Below are 16,397 nucleotides of genomic sequence, written 5' to 3' on the forward strand. Positions count from 1 at the left end.
CGTCGTGATCCGCTATGCGCTCGTCCGAGGAGCCCTGCTCATCGCAGGGCTCCTCGTGTCGAGCGCGCTGATCTTCCTCACGCTCCGGGTGTTCCCCGGAGACGTCGCGCAGCTCATCGCCGGCACCCAGGCCTCCCCCGCCGAGGTCGAGGCGCTGCGTGAATCCCTGGGACTCAACCGTCCGCTCCCCACGCAGTACGTCGAATGGATCGGCGGCATCTTCCGCGGCGACCTCGGCACGTCCCTGCTCTCCGGCGCGTCGGTCGGCGAGGAGCTGGCACTCAAGGCGCAGGTGACCGTGCCACTCGGGATCATGTCCCTGCTCATCGCCGTGCTCATCGCCGTCCCCTTCGGGATCCTCGCCGCGGTGCGGCGCGGCGGTCGCGGCGGCACGGCCCTCAGCGTCGGCGCACAGGCTCTGGCGGCCGTGCCGGTGGTCTGGGCGGGCATGATGCTCATCGTCGTCTTCTCCGTCTGGCTCGGATGGCTCCCCCCTCAAGGGTTCCCCCGCACCGGATGGAGCACGCCAGGCAAGGCGATCGAGTCACTGCTCCTCCCTGCACTCACGATCGGCATCGTCGAGGGCGCCATGCTCATGCGTTTCGTGCGAAGCGCCACTCTCCAGGCCGCCGGTCAGGACTTCGTGCGCACGGCTGCGGCCAAGGGCCTCACGCGCACGCGCGCGCTCATCTCGCACGGCATCCCCGCGGTGGGCCTGTCGATCATCACCGTCCTCGGACTCCAGGTCGCCGGGATCATCGTGGGATCCGTCGTCATCGAGCAGCTCTTCACGCTCCCGGGCATCGGCCGGATGCTGGTGGCCGATGTCGGGACGCGCGACCTGATCAAGGTGCAGAGCGAGCTGCTGGTGCTCACCGGTTTCGTGCTCGTCGTCGGCTTCGTGGTCGACCTGATCCATCGGGCGATCGATCCCCGACAGAGAGAGGCATGATGTCCGGTTGGCTCCCGCGACTGTGGCGCACCGGCACGGGTCGTTTCGGCCTGATCGTCGTCGCGATCATCGCCGTCACCGCTCTCCTCGCGCTGTTCTGGACGCCGTTCGACCCGCAGGCATCCGATGTGCGCAACCGCTGGGCGGTTCCCAGCTGGCCGCATCTGCTGGGCACCGACGACACCGGACGCGACATCCTCAGCCTCCTCATGGCCGGTGCGCGGACCACGGTGTTCGTGAGCCTCGGCGCCGGGATCATCGCGACTCTCGTCGGCATCGCCCTCGCAGCCCTCGGCGCGCTGACCGCCCGCTGGCTCCGTGAGACCGTCGCCGTGCTCGTCGACATCCTGATCGCGTTCCCGGTGCTCCTGATCGCCATGATGATCTCCTCCGTGTGGGGCGGCTCCCTCTGGGTCGTGATCTGGTCGGTGGGAATCGGCTTCGGCGTGAACATCGCGCGCGTCACCCGCCCCGAGCTGCGGCGAGTGCAGCAGAGCGACTTCGTGCTCGCCGCTCGGGCGTCGGGACTCACGACCTCGCAGAGCCTCGTGCGTCATCTGCTCCCCAACGTCGCACCCGTGTTCATCGTGCAGCTGTCGTGGTCGATGGCCGTCGCCGTGCTCGCCGAGGCAGGACTCTCGTACCTCGGCTTCGGCGCCTCCGTCACCGAGCCCAGCTGGGGGCTGCTCCTGGCCGATCTGCAGCGCTACATCGGCGTGCATCCGCTCTCGGTCATCTGGCCGGGTCTCGCCATCACGCTCACGGTGCTCGCGCTCAACCTCCTCGGAGACGGCCTGCGCGAGGCCACCGACCCGACGCTCCGGCATCGGGCAGCGGAGATCCACACCCCGGCGGTGGTCGCATGAGTCTCGTCGTCGAGAACCTCGTCGTCCGGATCGACGGACGTCCCGTCGTCGACGGCATCTCATTCGAGGTGCCCGACGGCGCCAGAGTCGGTCTGATCGGCGAATCGGGGTCCGGAAAGTCGCTCACCGCGCTCGCCGTGCTCGGTCTGCTTCCCGACGGAGCCGTCGCGAGCGGAAGCATCCGGTGGAAGGGCACCGAGCTGATCGGGATGCCCGACCGGGAGCTCGCACGACTGCGCGGCGACGAGATCGGGATCGTGTTCCAGGAGCCGCGGACGGCGCTGAACCCCATCCGCACCGTCGGCCGTCAGATCGCCGAGTCGATCCGCATCCACGAGGGCATCGGCCGACGCGAAGCCCGCGAACGCGCCGTCCAGGAAGCCGCTCGCGTGCGCCTGCCCGACCCGGAGTCGATCGTCGACCGGTATCCGCATCAGCTCTCCGGCGGACAGCGCCAGCGTGTGGCGATCGCGATGGCTCTCGCCTGCCGCCCCCGCCTCCTCATCGCGGATGAGCCGACCACCGCTCTCGACGTCACCATCCAGGCGGAGATCCTCTCGCTGCTGCTGCGACTCGTCGAGGAGCAGGGCATGTCGCTGGTGTTCATCACGCATGATCTCGCTGTGCTCGCGCAGGTCGCCACTCAGGGCGTCGTGCTCGAAGACGGGCACGTCGTCGAGGCGGCGCCGGTGAGCACGCTGCTGAGCGCTCCGCAGTCCTCGGTCACACAGGGCCTCCTCCGCGACGCGACCGCGACCCTCTGGCGCCCCGAGGGAGGAGCGCGGTGAGCCTGATCGAGGCACGATCACTGACCCGGGACTTCGTGATCCCGAAGCGGTCGGCGTTCGAGCGCACCCGCACCCAGACCGCCCTCGCCCCCACCGATCTCGACATCGTCGAAGGTTCGTCCGTCGGAATCATCGGAGAATCGGGATCGGGCAAGTCCACCCTCATCCGGTTGCTGCTCGGACTCGACCGTCCGACGGCCGGAACGGTCACGGTCGACGGCAGGACGGTGGATGCCACGGAATCGGCGAGGTCCCTGCACTGGCTGCGCCGACAGACCGGTCTCGTCTTCCAGGACCCGTATGCGTCGCTCGATCCGCGGATGACCGCGGGACAGATCATCCGCGAGCCGCTCTGGGCGCTCGGCATCGACGGCGATCACCGCACCCGGGTGCACGCAGTGCTCGATAGAGTGGGGCTCGAGCCGGAGATGGCCGATCGCTATCCCCACGAGTTCTCCGGCGGCCAGCGGCAGCGCATCGCCCTGGCGAGGGCGATCGTGCACGGGCCGCGCATCCTCATCGGCGACGAGCCGCTCTCCGCCCTCGATGTCACGGTGCGCGCGCAGATCCTCGACCTCCTGATCGAACTGCGACGCACCGCCGACCTGACCCTCGTGCTGGTCTCCCACGACATCGGCGTCGTGCAGAACCTCTGCGACACGGTGGTCGTGATGAAGGACGGGAGCATCGTCGAGCGGGGCTCCACCGACGACGTGCTGCTGCGCCCGACACAGGACTACACGAAGGCGTTGCTGGCCGCGATCCCGGTCATCCCGGCTCCCCCGGAGTGACTCCGGCGGTCAGCGCGCCGAGCCGGTGCTGAAGAGCCTGCGTCGCCGGCTCGGACGCAGCGCGCGTCTCATGTAGACGGTGCCGAGGTCACGGCCGAACTTGTGACCGACGCGCCCCATGCGCCCGGCCTCGATGAAGCCGAGCTTCGCGTGCAGCCGGATGGAGGCATCCGCCTTGGTGTCGCTGATCACGGCGACCATCTCTCGGATGCCGAGCTGCTCGCACGCATCGATCAGCGCCTGCAGCAGCGCGGCCCCGAGGCCTTTGCCGCCGGCCCCCGGCCCCAGATAGATCGAGTCCTCGACCGTGTACTTGTACGCGTTCTTGCCCGCCCACGGCTGAGCGAGCGCGTAGCCGATCACGACGCCGGTCGGTGAGACCGCGACGAGGAAGGGCAGACCGAGCCTGTTCAGCAGGGCGAACTTCTCTCGCCAGTACGGGATGCTGCTGCGCCGCTCATCGAGCGTGACGACCGAGTTGCTCACGAAGTGGTTGTAGATCTCTCGCACATACGGAAGGTCTCCGGCGCGCGCGGGGCGGATCGAGTACGAGAACACCTCTGGTTGCTGCTGCGGGCGAAGATGGCGCGGCAGCACACGGCGGCGATCACCGGGCTCGAACTGCATGCGATCAGCTTAGAGGGGGCTCGCCGTCGACGCGCCAGTCGACCGGGGTCGAGCCCAGAGCCTCGAGCAACTCGTTCGCCCGCGAGAACGGTCGCGAGCCGAAGAAACCCCGGCGCGCGGAGAGCGGAGAAGGGTGCGCCGATGCGATCACGGGCGTGTCCTCGAGCAGCGGCTCGAGACTCGCGGCGTCCTTGCCCCACAGGATCGCCACGAGCGGTCGATCACGAGCGACCAGCGCCGTGATCGCGAGCTCGGTCACCTGCTCCCACCCCCAGCGGCGGTGCGACCCCGCTTCGCCGGGGCGCACCGTGAGCACCCTGTTCAGCAGCAGCACACCCTGGTCGCTCCACGCGGTGAGATCGCCGTGCGGGGCAGGAGGGATGCCGAGGTCGCTGTCGAGCTCCCTGTAGATGTTGCCGAGGCTCCGAGGCAGCGGCCGAACCTCGCGATCGACCGCGAAGGACAGTCCGATCGGGTGCCCGGGGGTGGGGTACGGATCCTGACCGGTGATGAGCACCTTGACGTCCGACATCGGACGCTGGAACGCACGGAGCACGTGATCACCCGCGGGCAGGTAGCCGCGCCCCGCAGCCTGCTCCTCGCGGAGACGCTCACCCAGTGCCGTGATGATCTCCTGAGCCGGCGAGAGGGCCTCGGCCCACTCCGCATCGATCAGACCGTCGGATGCGAGTTCGGCGAGCGTCCGTGCAGCCATCGATCAGTCGATCGGGCGCACCCGCAGCGGACCCCGCGCGAGAAGGTGGTTCGCGGACTGCGCGACGGGGCGCATCGTGATGAGATCGAGGTTCACATGGCCCGGGGCATCGAGTGCGTAGGCGATGACATCTGCGACGTCCTCCGCGCGCAGAGGAGCTTCGACGCCCGAGTACACCGCCTCGGCGGCGACCGCATCTCCACCCAGCCGGTTGAGCGTGAACTCCTCGGTGTGCACCATCCCCGGAGCGATCTCGGCGACGCGGATCGGCTCGCCGTTCAGCTCGAGCCGCAGCGCGTGCACGAGCATCGACTGCGCGGCCTTGGCGGCGTTGTACCCGCCGCCGCCGGCGTAGGCGACCTGAGCGGCGGTCGACGTCACGAACACCGTGTCGGCATGCCCGTCCGCAGCGGCGGCGCGACGGAGCAACGGCAGGAGTCCGGCGACGAGGCGCTGGCTCGCCAGTACGTTCGCGTCGTACATCCACTGCCAGTCATCCGTGGAGGCGTTCTCGACACGGTCGGTGCCACGTGCTCCGCCGGCGACCTGCACGAGCGCGTGCACGGGACCCGAGGCCTCGAGTTCTCCGACCAGCGCTGCCACGGCATCCGGATCGGTCAGATCACAGGCGATCGTCGACGCACCGGTCTCCTCCGAGAGGGCGGCGAGACGCGACGCGCGTCTCGCGACACCGACGACTCCCCAGCCGCGGGCGCGCAGAGCGCGCACCGTCGCCTCCCCGATTCCCGAGCTCGCACCGGTCACCACTGCACGCCTGTTCACCATGTCTCCACCGTACGATGTTCCGGCCGGGATCGCGGGTGCACGCCCTCGGGTCGTGATTTCCGGTCATCATCGTCTCTCCCCGCCTCGCCGACGAGGACGACGGCGACGCCGACGGCGCAGAGGAGGAATCCGACGACCGTGACGACGGTGAGCGGCTCTCCCAGCAGGAGGCCGCCGGCGAGAGAGGTCGCCGGCGCGATCAGGAACAGCAGCGCCTGCAGGGCGGTGATGCCCACCCGGCGCAGGAGCCACCAGTAGAGGCCGTATGCCGCCAGGGTCGGGAACACAGCGGTCAACACGACCGCAAGCCAGAACGACGCCGACGACGGCGGGGCCAGGACTCCCGCGACCCCGGCGATGACGAGCAGCAGCACCGCGGTCACCGTGACGTGGACGGTGAGGGTCAGGAGCACGCCGGTCTCGACGGTCGATCTGCGCTGCAGGAGCGTGCCGACGATCAGGCATGCCATCGCGACGGCCGGCAGCAGGTAGGCGACGGGAGGCGCCGCGGACGACCCGAACTGCGAGCGCACGACGAGCAGCACGCCGATCGCACCGACCCCCAGTCCCACCCACTGGGCACCTCGCACGCGCAGACCGAGCACCGGACCGACGAGCACGGCCACGACGAGCGGCTGCACGGCGTCGATCAGTGCGACCGTCCCCGTCGCGATGCCCGCGGCGACGGCGCCGTACACGGCGACGCAGTATCCGAACTGCGCGAAGACTCCGATCGATGCCTGAGTGCGCAGGTCACGAACGCTCACTCCCCTGCCCGCGCCGGTGAGCAGGACGACGGCGACGAGGATCACGGCGAGCGGCACGAAGCGCCAGACGAGGAGCGTGAGCGGTGACACGTCGACGGTGGCGAACGCCGGGATGATGAAGCCCGAGCTCCAGGTCACGACGAAGGCCACCGAGGCGGCGACCGTCACCATGACGCGAAGTAGACCGATCTGTTTACCCATGCCCTCGACTATACAGACTGGTATAGTCGAGGGCATGACGCAGCGCGTTCCGGAACTCGTCCCCCTCACACCGGGAGGACGGCGCGTCCTCGACGCCGCCTCGAAGCTGTTCTACGAGCGAGGCATCCATGCCGTAGGCGTCGACACGATCGCCGAGGCCGCCGGAGTCACCAAGAAGACCCTCTACGACCGGTTCGGGTCGAAGGAGGCTCTCGTGGTCTCCTACCTGCAGCACCGAGACGCGCGGTGGCGCGCCCACGTGGCAGCAGAGCTCGCGCGGGTACCCGAGCCTGGACCGGACCGCGTACTCGCGATCTTCGATGCCGCGATCTCGTGGTCGGACGAGAACAGCCCCAAAGGATGCAGCGCGATCAACGCCCGTGCCGAGATCGGCGAGGGCAACGACGACCACCCGGTGTTCCCCGAGGTCTCCCGCCAGAAGATCTGGCTGCTCGAGGTGTTCGAGGAGCTCTGCGCCGAGGCCGGCATGCGGGATCCCCGCGCGACGGCGCAGGCGATGATGCTGCTGTACGAGGGCGCGATCGTCACGGTGGGCATGGCGACGTTCGCCGAGCCGTTCGCGATCGCGCGCACCTGGGCGGCTGCGCTGCTGACGCAGGACTGAACGGCCGACCGGCTCTGCCCTGACGCCGGGCCGAGTTCATTACGTCACATTTCCCACTCGCTGTTGACAGACGCCGATGTTCCGTACTGTCGCTTGCAACGACAACAGTCGAATCGACCTTCCAACAGTTCCAGGGGGAACACATGTCCGCACCCGAGACCTGGCGTTTCGAGACCAAGCAGATCCACTCCGGCGCTGCTCCCGACCCCGTGACCAAGGCCCGCGCCACGCCGATCTACCAGACCACGTCCTACGTGTTCGACAGCGCGGACCACGCGGCGAACCTCTTCGCGCTGGCCGAGTTCGGCAACATCTACACCCGCATCCAGAACCCGACCCAGGATGTCCTGGAGCAGCGCCTCGCAGCGCTCGAGGGGGGCACCGGCGCCCTCGTCCTCTCCAGCGGCCAGGCAGCGTCGACGTTCGCGGTGCTCAACATCGCTCAGGCGGGCGACCACATCGTGTCGTCGAGCTCGATCTACGGCGGCACGTACAACCTGTTCAAGTACACGCTCGCGAAGCTCGGCATCGAGGTCACGTTCGTCGAGAACCAGGACGACCCCGAAGAGTGGCGCCGCGCCGTCCGCCCCAACACGAAGCTCTTCTTCGCCGAGACCATCGGCAACCCGCAGATCAACATCCTCGACATCCGCACGGTCGCCGACGTGGCCCACGAGGGCGGCGTGCCGCTGATCGTCGACAACACGATCGCGACCCCGTATCTGATCCGCCCGTTCGAGCACGGTGCCGACGTCGTCGTGCACTCCGTCACCAAGTTCCTCGGCGGCCACGGCACCACGATCGGCGGCGCGATCATCGACGGCGGCACGTTCGAGTGGTCGAAGAACGTCGAGCGGTTCCCCGGTCTCACCGAGCCCGACCCCTCGTACCACGGCGCCAGCTACACCGCGGCCGTCGGAGACCCGCTCGCGTACATCATCAAGGCTCGCGTGCAGCTGCTCCGCGACCTGGGTTCGGCCATCGCACCGCAGAGTGCCTGGAACCTCATCCAGGGCATCGAGACGCTGTCGCTGCGCATCGAGCGTCACGTGCAGAACGCCCAGGAGATCGCCGAGTGGCTCGACAGCCGCGATGACGTCGCCTCGGTCAACTACTCCGGACTGCCCTCCTCGCCCTGGTACGCCAAGGCCAACCAGTACGCCCCCAAGGGCGTCGGCGCCGTGCTGTCGTTCGAACTGAAGGGCGGCGTGGAGGCCGGTCGTGAGTTCGTCAACAGCCTGTCGCTGTTCAGCCACCTCGCCAACATCGGTGACGTGCGCTCGCTCGTGATCCACCCGGCTTCGACCACACACGCACAGCTCACGCCCGAGCAGCAGCTCACCGCCGGCGTCACGCCGGGTCTCGTGCGCCTGTCGGTCGGCATCGAGAACATCGACGACCTGAAGGCAGACCTCGACGAGGCTCTCGCCGCGGCTCGCCGCGTGTCGGAGGCCGCTCGCGCCTGATCCGCGCTGCGGACGAGCGGAAGTGNCACTTCCGCGTTCACAGCCGGCGAGAGCTCCCGGTCTTTCCGAGTCGGGGCCGCACGGCTGGCGCACAGACGCTGCATCGAGAATGGGAGGTCTGCCCGGAGGAGCCCATGATCGACGTCACCACGACACCGACCCCGCGTCGACGATCGTCCACGCGTGCGGGACGTGCGATCGCCGGCGTCGGCGTGGTGATCCTCGTCCTGGTCGTCTGCATCTGGGTCCCGGGCATCGTCGGAACCGCTGCGGCGGCGGTGCTGCCGTGGTGGGGGCTCGCTTTCGCCATCCTCGTCGCCTTGGCCCTGGTTCTGGCACGCCGCGTCACTCTGGTTCTCCTCGCACCCATCCTCGTCTGGGCGCTCGCGATGCTGCCGTCCGCTCCCGGTTTCGCCGCGGGTGCTCCCGCCCCGAGCACGCCGCTCGAGATCGTCAGCCAGAACGTCCGAGCGCACTCGGGTGGAGCGGCCGCCTCGGCGGCCGAGCTCGCCGACATGTCCGCCGACGTGATCGCCCTGACCGAGCTCGACGGCGACAGCCTCGAGGCCGCACGCGAGACCCTCGCCGCCGCTTATCCGCACTCGTACGCGATCGGAACGGTCGCCGTCTGGAGCCGCTATCCGATCGTGGATGCCCAGGCGCTGACTCTCGGGCTCGACTGGAAACGCGCCTTGCGTGTCGTCGTGAACGCCCCGGACGGCGACGTCGCCGTCTATGTCATGCACGCCGCGTCCGTACGTCCGGGTGTGCAGCAGGAGCGAGACACGATGCTCTCCGGCATCGCCGACGCCGTCGCCTCAGACTCTGCGGAGTCGATCGTTGTCGTGGGCGATTTCAATGCTGCGTCCGCCGACCCCGCGCTCAGCGCCGTCCGCTCGCGGCTCGACTGGGTCAGACCGACCGATGGCACTCTCGGTCTCACCTGGCCCGCCGCTCTGCCTCTCGCCCGTATCGATCATGTCTTCGTACGAGGGCTGACAGTGCTCGAGTCGACCACGGCACGGGCCGGAAACAGCGATCATCTCGCGACCGTCACGACCCTCGCCCGCTGAGGCCTCCACGCCACGACGCGCCACCCGGCACACCCGGGAACCGTAACGTTCGTCCGACCGATCGCGCACCGGGCGAGAATGGGAGCATGGACTGGCAGACGACCTCGGAAGACACGGTGCCCTCGGCGCCCGTGACGGAGGCCGACGTGCGTCTGCTCCGCGCGCGACCACCGGCGACCGGAGCCTGGCGCGACGGCGACCCCGCAGGCGGGCGGCAGTTCGCCTCGTCCGGCCCGTTCCGCACCGAGAGCGGCGCGGAGCTCCCCGGCATCCGCCTCGCCTACGAGACCTGGGGCGAGCTGAACCCGGCGCGTGACAACGCCATCCTCGTTCTGCATGCCCTCACCGGCGACAGCCATGTGCGCGGCACGGCCGAGGCGGGGCACCCCACGGCAGGCTGGTGGGACGACATCGTCGGACCGGGCGCACCGGTCGACACCGACCGGTGGTTCGTCATCGCGCCGAACATGCTGGGTGGATGCCAGGGCTCCACCGGGCCCGCGAGCATCGCGCCATCCGGATACGAGTGGGCATCGCGGTTCCCTTACCTCACCATCCGCGATCAGGTCGCGGCCCAGGTGCGGCTCGCCGACGCTCTCGGCATCGACGTCTGGGCGGCCGTCATCGGCGGCTCGATGGGTGGGATGCACGCGCTCGAGTGGGCGGTCTCACACCCCGAGCGCGTCGAACGGCTGGCGGTGCTCTCCTCTCCCCCGGTCACCACCGCCGATCAGATCGCACTCAACACGGTTCAGCTCGAGACCATCCGCATGGATCCGCGGTTCCAGGGCGGCGAGTACTATGACCTCGCCGACGGCGACGGGCCTCACCGCGGCCTCGCGCTCGCCCGCCGCATGGCGCTGCTGAACTATCGCAGCCCCATCGAGCTCAATCAGCGGTTCCAGCGCTCATGGCAGTCCGGGGTGTCTCCTCTCGGGCACGGCGGGCGCTTCGCCGTCGAGTCGTACCTCGACTTCCACGGCAACAAGTTCACCCGTCGATTCGATGCGAACAGCTACATCACCGTCGTCGAGGCGATGAACTCGCACGACGTCGGTCGCGACCGGGGCGGCGTCGAAGAGGCCCTGCGCACCGTGACCGCCACCACTCTCGTGCTCGGGATCGACAGCGACCGGCTGTTCCCCGTCGAGGGTCAGCACCGCATCGCGCGGAGCATCCCGAACACGCTCGACGGCACCGAGGCGGTCGTCCTGACCAGCGACTTCGGGCACGACGGCTTCCTCATCGAGACCGAGGCCGTGGGCGGGCACCTGCGCCGTCTGCTCGCGATCTAGGTCTCGCGCAACCTCCACGGCCGCGAGTACGTCTCCAGGCGCAGATCGTCCCAGTCGTAGGCGATGCCCTGGTCGGTCTCGACGATCCTCGTCGAGAAGTGCCGCGCTGCACCGCCGGAGGCGAGAGCCGACTCGACGCTCTCGAAGCGGACGAGTTCGCGAAGCGTCATCCAGGTGGGCGGGAACAGCGCCCACTCCCCCATGGCGTGCCGTTGCAGCGCCTCGGACGGGGCGATCCACGTCGCGTCGACGACCTCATCGGTCGAGAACCGCATCGCCCCACGAGGGGCGCTCGCGAGGAAGAACCAGGTCCTGATGCGGACGGGCGCCTCGACCGGCGGCTGCCATCGCGACAGCACCACCGGATCGGTGACGACCAGGCCGACCTCTTCGAGGGTCTCGCGGACGGCGGCACGGCGAGCGTCGTCCTGCTCCGGCGCTCCGTCGACGCGATCGCCCGGTTCGATCCTGCCGCCGGGGAAGACCCAGGCCCCAGGGAAGGATCCTCGGTCGGGTCGCCGCATCAGCAGCACCTCGACACCGTCGGCACCCTCACGCAACAGCACGGCCGTCCCTGCGACGGGGAGGTCGTCTGGGGCGGTCACACCCTCACTCTACGACCGAGGCGGCAGGTCACGCCGAGGCGAAGGCCGGCGTGCGGGCCTCCGCCCGATACGAGAGCAGGGCGATCAGCAGTCCCGCGACGGCGAGCGCCGCTCCGGTCCACGAGGGAGCCGTGAAGCCCCAGCCGCCGGCGATCACGATGCCACCGAGGAACGCGCCGAGGCTGTTGCCGATGTTGAGCGCCGAGTGGTTCATGGCCGCCGCGATCGACTGGTTGTCTCCGGCGACGTCCATGAGGCGCGTCTGGATGGTCGGCGACAGGACCGAGGAGACGAAGCCGACCACGAACACGAGCAGGGCGAGGGTGACGATCCAGAACGCGAGCAGCGCGAGGAGCGCGAAGACGACGGCCATCGCGGCGAGTCCCCAGAGCAGGGTCCTGCGGAGGTCGATGTCGGCGAGGTGACCGCCGACGAGGTTTCCGGCTGTCATGCCCAGCCCCATCAGCACGAGGATGATCGGCACGGCCCATTCGGGCGAACCGGCGACGTCGGTCACCAGGGGTGCGATGTAGCTGTAGACCGCGAAGAATCCGCCGAAGCCGATCGCGCCGACGCCGAGCGTGAACCAGACCTGGGGGATGCGGAAGACGCCGAGCTCCTCGCGCATGGTCCGCCCCGGCGACCCCGGGTGCTCCGGGACGAAGAAGATGATGCAGACCGTCGCCAGCGCGAACACGAGGGCGACGACGGCGAAGGCCGCCCGCCACCCCCACAACTGGCCGAGGAAGGTCCCGAGGGGCACACCGACGACGTTCGCCACCGTGAGACCCGTGAGGATGAACGCGACACCCTTCGCGCGGTTGCCGGGCCCCATGACCTCGGCGGCGACGAGCGCCCCGATTCCGAAATAGGCGCCGTGCGGCAGTCCCGCGAGGAACCGCGAGGCGCCGACGAGCTCGAAGGTCGGCAGGAACACCGTGAGCGCGTTGAAGACCGTGAGCGCCACCGCGAGGCCGATCATCACACGGTGCCGCGGGTAACGCGCGACGAAGCCCGCGATGGTCGGCGCACCGACCACGACGCCGAGCGCGTAGAGCGAGATCAGCCATCCGGCCTGACTCAGAGCGTCTTCGGGGCTGCTGGCCCAGAGCGTGGGCAGCAGCTCGCCTGCGATGTTGGGCAGCAGGCCCATGACGACGAACTCGGTCATGCCGATGCCGAAGCTGCCGATGGCGAGGGAGAGGAGCGCCCACTTCGCCGCACCCCTCGATTCAGTCGAGGGATTCACCCGTCGAGTCTACGGGGTGTCTGAGCCTTCGATCGCCGCTTCGAGCCGGTCGATCTTGGCGTCGAGCTCGCCGGAGTAGCCGGGGCGGATGTCGGCCTTGAGCACGAGCGACACCCGTGAGCCGAACGGCATCACGGCCTCGGTCGCACGCTTGACGACGTCCATCACCGTGTCCCAGTCCGGTCCCTCGATCTCGGTGAACATGCTGGTCGTGCGGTGCGCCAGACCGGACTCGCGCACGACGCGCACGGCCGCGGCCACCGCGTCGTGCACCGAGGCGTCGGCGGGCTCCGATCCGTCGGAGGGGGTGCCGCTGGGGGCGACGGAGAAGGCGATCAGCATGGGTTACTCCCGGTTCGTTGAGGGTCGGTGTGCGGGCACTCGGACGAGGGCACGGATGCCGACGACGAGCGCCACGACGAGCAGGACGTTGCGCAGGGTGAGGATCGCGACCGGGAGGATCTCCGCTCGCAGCAGCGCGTCGTAGTTCAACGGATAGACGAGGCAGGTGAGTGCGCAGAGCGCGAGGACGATCAGCGCGGGCGCCGTGGCCCTCGTGCGGTCCAGGACCAGCCAGAGGATCACCGGCGCGATCAGCCACGTCTGGAACTGCGGCGAACCGACCTTGTTCAGGACGATCAGAGTGGCGACGAGTGAGAGCGCGAGCGGCGGGAACAGGCGCGGGAACGCTGCTCCCCTCGTCGCCTTGAGCGCACCGATGACGGTGATGACGATCACGAGAACCGCCATGAGCGGGGTGAGCACGGCGCCGACCGCATCCGCTCCGTCCGCGGCGATCTGGAACGTGAGGATCTCGAAGCTGTACTCGATGCGCGCGGAACCGACCGCCGCGAGCCACAGGAACGGGGTCGCCGCGACCGCCTCGATCTGCAGGCCGCGTCCGGTCTGCTCGGTCAGGAATCCGAAGATCTCGACATCGGCACCGAACAGGAACAGGAGCGCGATGATGCTCGCCGTCACCGCCGCGGCCGTGAGCAGGATCCGCATCCGGCTTCTCGCGGCGACGACCGCCGCGAGAAGCAGAGCACCGGGCCAGATCTTGATCCAGGCGCCGATCGTGAGCAGCGCCGCGGCGACGGCCGGTCGACGGGTCACCCAGAGTCCTGCGACCACCGCGATCGGCACGGTGATCGCATCGATCCGGTACAGGGCGATCGGGCCGAGCAGCAGGAGGGCGGCGATCCAGAACCAGGCAGCCGCCCGTCGCGGCTGCGAGGGCGACCGACCGATCAGCACCGAGAACGCGATCGCATCGAGGACGATGACGAGCACGGCCCAGGCGATCAGATACGCGTCAGAGATGCCCATCGCCGCGATCAGAGGCACCGACAGGATCTTCGCGAGCAGCATCGGCACCAGCGCGAGCTGCGGGTAGACCCACGTCTCGGTGACGCCCACGATGGGTCCGCCGGAGAGTGCTGCCGACGACCAGGGCTCGTAGACCAGCACGACATCGCCCATCGGCTGGCTCGGGTACAGCCACCCCGCCACCGCGACGAGCACATGGACGAGCAGGAAGGCGCACCAGAGCGCCAGCGTGCGCAGCGTCCGGTTGCGGCTCACGCGAGGACGTCCGCGATCGCGCGGGGAAGCGCCTGCGCGACATCGAGCGCGACGATCGGATGCCCGTGCGCGCCACCGTCCGCACCGATCCCGGCCGCGATGCGGCCCGCGTGCCCGTGCAGCCATGCTCCCGTCGCAGCGACCTCCGCGATCGATGCGTCGGGATTCGCGGCGAGCAGCGTTCCGAGCACACCGCCGAGCACGTCACCGGTTCCGGCCGTCGCCAACCATCCGGTGCCGGCGTCGACCCGGATCACCGAGCCGTCCGGGTGCGCGATCAGCGTCCGGGCCCCCTTGAGCAGTACGACCGCGGAGAGTCGGGCCGCTGCCTCGGCCGCCGCGCGCGCACGGTCGTCGCCCGGTGCCGACCCGATCTGCGCCTGGAGTCGAGCGAACTCCCGTCCGTGCGGTGTCAGCAGCAGCGGCGCCCGGCTGCCCCGTGCCATATCCAGCGCGCCAGCATCCACGACGACCGGAACCGCACCGTCGAGGATTCCCCGCAACTCACGCTCTTCGTCCGCCGTGCGCTTCCCCGCCTCGGTCCCCGATCCGATGACCCATGCCCCGACACGGGCACCCGCCACGTGCGGGCTGACGACGGTCTCGGGGCGCCGTGCGATCACGGCATCCGCCGCCCGACCCTCACCGATGTACCGCACGAAACCCGCACCTGCACGCCACGCAGCCTCCACGCCCAGCACCGCGGCGCCGGGGTAGGCCGACGATCCGGTGCGCAGTCCGACGACACCGCGCGAGTACTTGTCATCCGCAGGTCCGGGGACCCGCAGCAACGTCGCGACATCTTCGCGGGACCATTCGCGCACTTCGGACATGACTCCACGTTAGTGCGACGACCCGCCCCACCCCCGCCGCGCAGTAGCGTCGAAGGGTGAGTATTCTCTTCTCCCCCCTGAGCATCCGATCCGTCACTTTCCGAAACCGTCTCTGGGTGTCGCCCATGTGCATGTACAGCGCGGTCGAGGGCGTCGTGCAGGAGTGGCACCATACCCACCTCGCCCAGTTCGCCTCCGGCGGCGCCGGGCTGATCGTCGCCGAGGCGACCGCTGTGGTGCCCGAGGGCCGTATCTCACCCCGAGACGTCGGACTGTGGAACGACGAGCAGCGCGATGCATGGAAGCCGATCGTCGAGGCGATCCACGCGCGCGGCGCGGCCGCAGGAATCCAGCTCGCGCACGCCGGGCGCAAGGCCTCCACGTGGTGGCCGTGGGCGGATGCACGCGGTTCGGTGCCCGAGGCCGAGGGCGGCTGGACCACGACCGCACCATCCGCGGTCGCGTTCGAAGGGTTCTCCTCCCCTGTCGCGCTGGACTCGGAGGGAATCGAGGCCGTGATCGACGGCTTCGCGGCCGCGGCCCGACGGGCATTGGACGCAGGCTTCGACGTGCTCGAACTCCACGGCGCGCACGGGTACCTGCTGCACCAGTTCCTGTCGCCGCTGTCGAACCTGCGCGACGACGAATACGGCGGATCCCTCGAGAACAGGGCTCGCCTGCTTCTGCGCGTGGTGGATGCCGTGCGCGGCGCCGCGGGCGACGGCGTGCCGCTGTTCGTGCGCATCTCCGCGACCGACCATGCCGAGGGCGGCTTCACGCCCGACGAGGCGGCGACCGTCGCGGAGTGGGCGTCCGAGCGCGGTGCCGACCTGATCGACGTCTCCAGTGGTGGTCTGGTCGCTCACCAGCAGATCAGCGTGTTCCCCGGGTACCAGGTGCCGCTCGCCGAGACGGTCCGTCAGGGCGGGCGCATCCCGGTCTCGGCGGTCGGCCTGATCACCGCCGCCGAGCAGGCCGAGCAGGTGCTCGCCGACGGCGCCGCGGACGCGATCTTCGCCGGCCGTGAGTGGCTGCGCGATCCGCACTTCGCCCTCCGAGCGGCCCACGAGCTCGGTGCCGACGTCGCCTGGCCGCCGCAGTACGAGCGCGCGCACTGGCGCTGACCCGCTCCGATCAGACGACGAAGCCCTCCGATCCGCACGGGACCGGAGGG

Annotated in this window: 18 protein-coding genes; 9 read left to right on the forward strand and 9 right to left on the reverse strand. The window is 69.5% G+C overall.

The genetic code is table 11. The annotated features are described in order from the left end of the window. The first annotated feature begins 4 nt into the window (after positions 1–4). From ACTJKH_RS05540 to ACTJKH_RS05555, 4 genes are read left to right on the forward strand one after another with little or no spacing between them, the layout of a single operon-like run. Positions 5–952, forward strand: a complete 948-nt coding sequence (locus tag ACTJKH_RS05540; RefSeq protein ID WP_440736059.1) for an ABC transporter permease — start codon at positions 5–7, stop codon at positions 950–952. Continuing rightward, positions 949–1,818: an ABC transporter permease gene (locus ACTJKH_RS05545; protein ID WP_440736060.1), complete on the forward strand. Its 870-nt coding sequence runs from the start codon at positions 949–951 to the stop codon at positions 1,816–1,818. Before ACTJKH_RS05540 ends, ACTJKH_RS05545 begins: the two co-directional genes overlap by 4 nt. After that, entirely contained in the window at positions 1,815–2,606 is a 792-nt protein-coding gene (locus tag ACTJKH_RS05550) for an ATP-binding cassette domain-containing protein (protein WP_440736061.1), read from the forward strand. Before ACTJKH_RS05545 ends, ACTJKH_RS05550 begins: the two co-directional genes overlap by 4 nt. Beyond that, positions 2,603–3,397: an ABC transporter ATP-binding protein gene (locus ACTJKH_RS05555; protein ID WP_440736062.1), complete on the forward strand. Its 795-nt coding sequence runs from the start codon at positions 2,603–2,605 to the stop codon at positions 3,395–3,397. Before ACTJKH_RS05550 ends, ACTJKH_RS05555 begins: the two co-directional genes overlap by 4 nt. 9 nt (positions 3,398–3,406) lie before the next feature. Here the strand turns inward: ACTJKH_RS05555 and ACTJKH_RS05560 are convergent, their stop codons facing one another. The 4 genes from ACTJKH_RS05560 to ACTJKH_RS05575 are packed head-to-tail and all read right to left on the reverse strand — an operon-like array spanning position 3,407 to position 6,493. After that, positions 3,407–4,024, reverse strand: a complete 618-nt coding sequence (locus tag ACTJKH_RS05560; protein ID WP_440736063.1) for an N-acetyltransferase family protein — start codon at positions 4,022–4,024, stop codon at positions 3,407–3,409. Between the two features lie 4 nt (positions 4,025–4,028). Then, on the reverse strand, positions 4,029–4,739 hold the full coding sequence (locus ACTJKH_RS05565; protein ID WP_440736064.1) for a uracil-DNA glycosylase: 711 nt from the start codon (positions 4,737–4,739) through the stop codon (positions 4,029–4,031). A 3-nt stretch (positions 4,740–4,742) separates the two neighbouring features. Further along, entirely contained in the window at positions 4,743–5,525 is a 783-nt protein-coding gene (locus ACTJKH_RS05570; RefSeq protein ID WP_440736065.1) for an SDR family oxidoreductase, read from the reverse strand. After that, entirely contained in the window at positions 5,519–6,493 is a 975-nt protein-coding gene (locus tag ACTJKH_RS05575) for a DMT family transporter (protein ID WP_440736066.1), read from the reverse strand. Before ACTJKH_RS05575 ends, ACTJKH_RS05570 begins: the two co-directional genes overlap by 7 nt. A 34-nt stretch (positions 6,494–6,527) precedes the next feature. Here ACTJKH_RS05575 and ACTJKH_RS05580 point away from each other — a divergent pair, with 34 nt between their 5' ends. The 4 genes from ACTJKH_RS05580 to metX all read left to right on the forward strand — a co-directional run bounded on the left by ACTJKH_RS05580 (position 6,528) and on the right by metX (position 10,952). After that, on the forward strand, positions 6,528–7,118 hold the full coding sequence (locus ACTJKH_RS05580; protein WP_440736067.1) for a TetR/AcrR family transcriptional regulator: 591 nt from the start codon (positions 6,528–6,530) through the stop codon (positions 7,116–7,118). Between the two features lie 143 nt (positions 7,119–7,261). After that, a complete protein-coding gene (locus ACTJKH_RS05585) occupies positions 7,262–8,584 on the forward strand; it encodes a bifunctional o-acetylhomoserine/o-acetylserine sulfhydrylase (protein WP_440736068.1) in 1,323 nt (440 codons plus the stop codon). Between the two features lie 134 nt (positions 8,585–8,718). Next, the gene (locus ACTJKH_RS05590) at positions 8,719–9,657 is read left to right on the forward strand and encodes an endonuclease/exonuclease/phosphatase family protein (protein ID WP_440736069.1); all 939 of its coding nucleotides are present in this window, start codon (positions 8,719–8,721) and stop codon (positions 9,655–9,657) included. Positions 9,658–9,743: 86 nt separating this feature from the next. Next, on the forward strand, positions 9,744–10,952 hold the full coding sequence (gene metX, locus ACTJKH_RS05595) for a homoserine O-acetyltransferase MetX (RefSeq protein WP_440736070.1): 1,209 nt from the start codon (positions 9,744–9,746) through the stop codon (positions 10,950–10,952). Here metX and ACTJKH_RS05600 read toward each other — a convergent pair. Genes ACTJKH_RS05600 through ACTJKH_RS05620 form a run of 5 tightly spaced genes read right to left on the reverse strand, consistent with a single transcriptional unit; the run spans position 10,949 to position 15,223 of the window. Then, on the reverse strand, positions 10,949–11,557 hold the full coding sequence (locus ACTJKH_RS05600; RefSeq protein ID WP_440736071.1) for an NUDIX hydrolase: 609 nt from the start codon (positions 11,555–11,557) through the stop codon (positions 10,949–10,951). The two genes, metX and ACTJKH_RS05600, sit on opposite strands and share 4 nt — an antisense overlap. Positions 11,558–11,585: 28 nt before the next feature. Beyond that, positions 11,586–12,806: an MFS transporter gene (locus tag ACTJKH_RS05605; RefSeq protein WP_440736072.1), complete on the reverse strand. Its 1,221-nt coding sequence runs from the start codon at positions 12,804–12,806 to the stop codon at positions 11,586–11,588. Positions 12,807–12,815: 9 nt separating this feature from the next. Continuing rightward, positions 12,816–13,148, reverse strand: a complete 333-nt coding sequence (locus tag ACTJKH_RS05610) for a thiamine-binding protein (RefSeq protein WP_440736073.1) — start codon at positions 13,146–13,148, stop codon at positions 12,816–12,818. A 3-nt stretch (positions 13,149–13,151) separates the two neighbouring features. Beyond that, positions 13,152–14,390, reverse strand: coding sequence for a hypothetical protein (locus tag ACTJKH_RS05615; RefSeq protein ID WP_440736074.1), 1,239 nt, complete (start codon positions 14,388–14,390; stop codon positions 13,152–13,154). Continuing rightward, positions 14,387–15,223, reverse strand: coding sequence for an NAD(P)H-hydrate dehydratase (locus ACTJKH_RS05620; RefSeq protein ID WP_440736075.1), 837 nt, complete (start codon positions 15,221–15,223; stop codon positions 14,387–14,389). Before ACTJKH_RS05620 ends, ACTJKH_RS05615 begins: the two co-directional genes overlap by 4 nt. Before the next feature lie 56 nt (positions 15,224–15,279). Between ACTJKH_RS05620 and ACTJKH_RS05625 the strand changes: the two genes are divergently transcribed. Beyond that, entirely contained in the window at positions 15,280–16,347 is a 1,068-nt protein-coding gene (locus ACTJKH_RS05625) for an NADH:flavin oxidoreductase/NADH oxidase (protein ID WP_440736076.1), read from the forward strand. Positions 16,348–16,397 lie beyond the last annotated feature (50 nt).

The sequence above is a fragment of the Microbacterium sp. 22215 genome (assembly GCF_052045655.1).
Lineage (GTDB): Bacteria > Actinomycetota > Actinomycetes > Actinomycetales > Microbacteriaceae > Microbacterium > Microbacterium phyllosphaerae.

Coding starts and splice junctions, on each gene's coding strand:
- ACTJKH_RS05545 (WP_440736060.1), top strand. CDS start 949: ATGATGTCCGGTTGGCTCCCGCGACTGTGGCGCACCGGCACGGGTCGT.
- ACTJKH_RS05550 (WP_440736061.1), top strand. CDS start 1,815: ATGAGTCTCGTCGTCGAGAACCTCGTCGTCCGGATCGACGGACGTCCC.
- ACTJKH_RS05560 (WP_440736063.1), bottom strand. CDS start 4,024: ATGCAGTTCGAGCCCGGTGATCGCCGCCGTGTGCTGCCGCGCCATCTT.
- ACTJKH_RS05565 (WP_440736064.1), bottom strand. CDS start 4,739: ATGGCTGCACGGACGCTCGCCGAACTCGCATCCGACGGTCTGATCGAT.
- ACTJKH_RS05570 (WP_440736065.1), bottom strand. CDS start 5,525: ATGGTGAACAGGCGTGCAGTGGTGACCGGTGCGAGCTCGGGAATCGGG.
- ACTJKH_RS05575 (WP_440736066.1), bottom strand. CDS start 6,493: ATGGGTAAACAGATCGGTCTACTTCGCGTCATGGTGACGGTCGCCGCC.
- ACTJKH_RS05580 (WP_440736067.1), top strand. CDS start 6,528: ATGACGCAGCGCGTTCCGGAACTCGTCCCCCTCACACCGGGAGGACGG.
- ACTJKH_RS05585 (WP_440736068.1), top strand. CDS start 7,262: ATGTCCGCACCCGAGACCTGGCGTTTCGAGACCAAGCAGATCCACTCC.
- ACTJKH_RS05590 (WP_440736069.1), top strand. CDS start 8,719: ATGATCGACGTCACCACGACACCGACCCCGCGTCGACGATCGTCCACG.
- metX (WP_440736070.1), top strand. CDS start 9,744: ATGGACTGGCAGACGACCTCGGAAGACACGGTGCCCTCGGCGCCCGTG.
- ACTJKH_RS05610 (WP_440736073.1), bottom strand. CDS start 13,148: ATGCTGATCGCCTTCTCCGTCGCCCCCAGCGGCACCCCCTCCGACGGA.
- ACTJKH_RS05620 (WP_440736075.1), bottom strand. CDS start 15,223: ATGTCCGAAGTGCGCGAATGGTCCCGCGAAGATGTCGCGACGTTGCTG.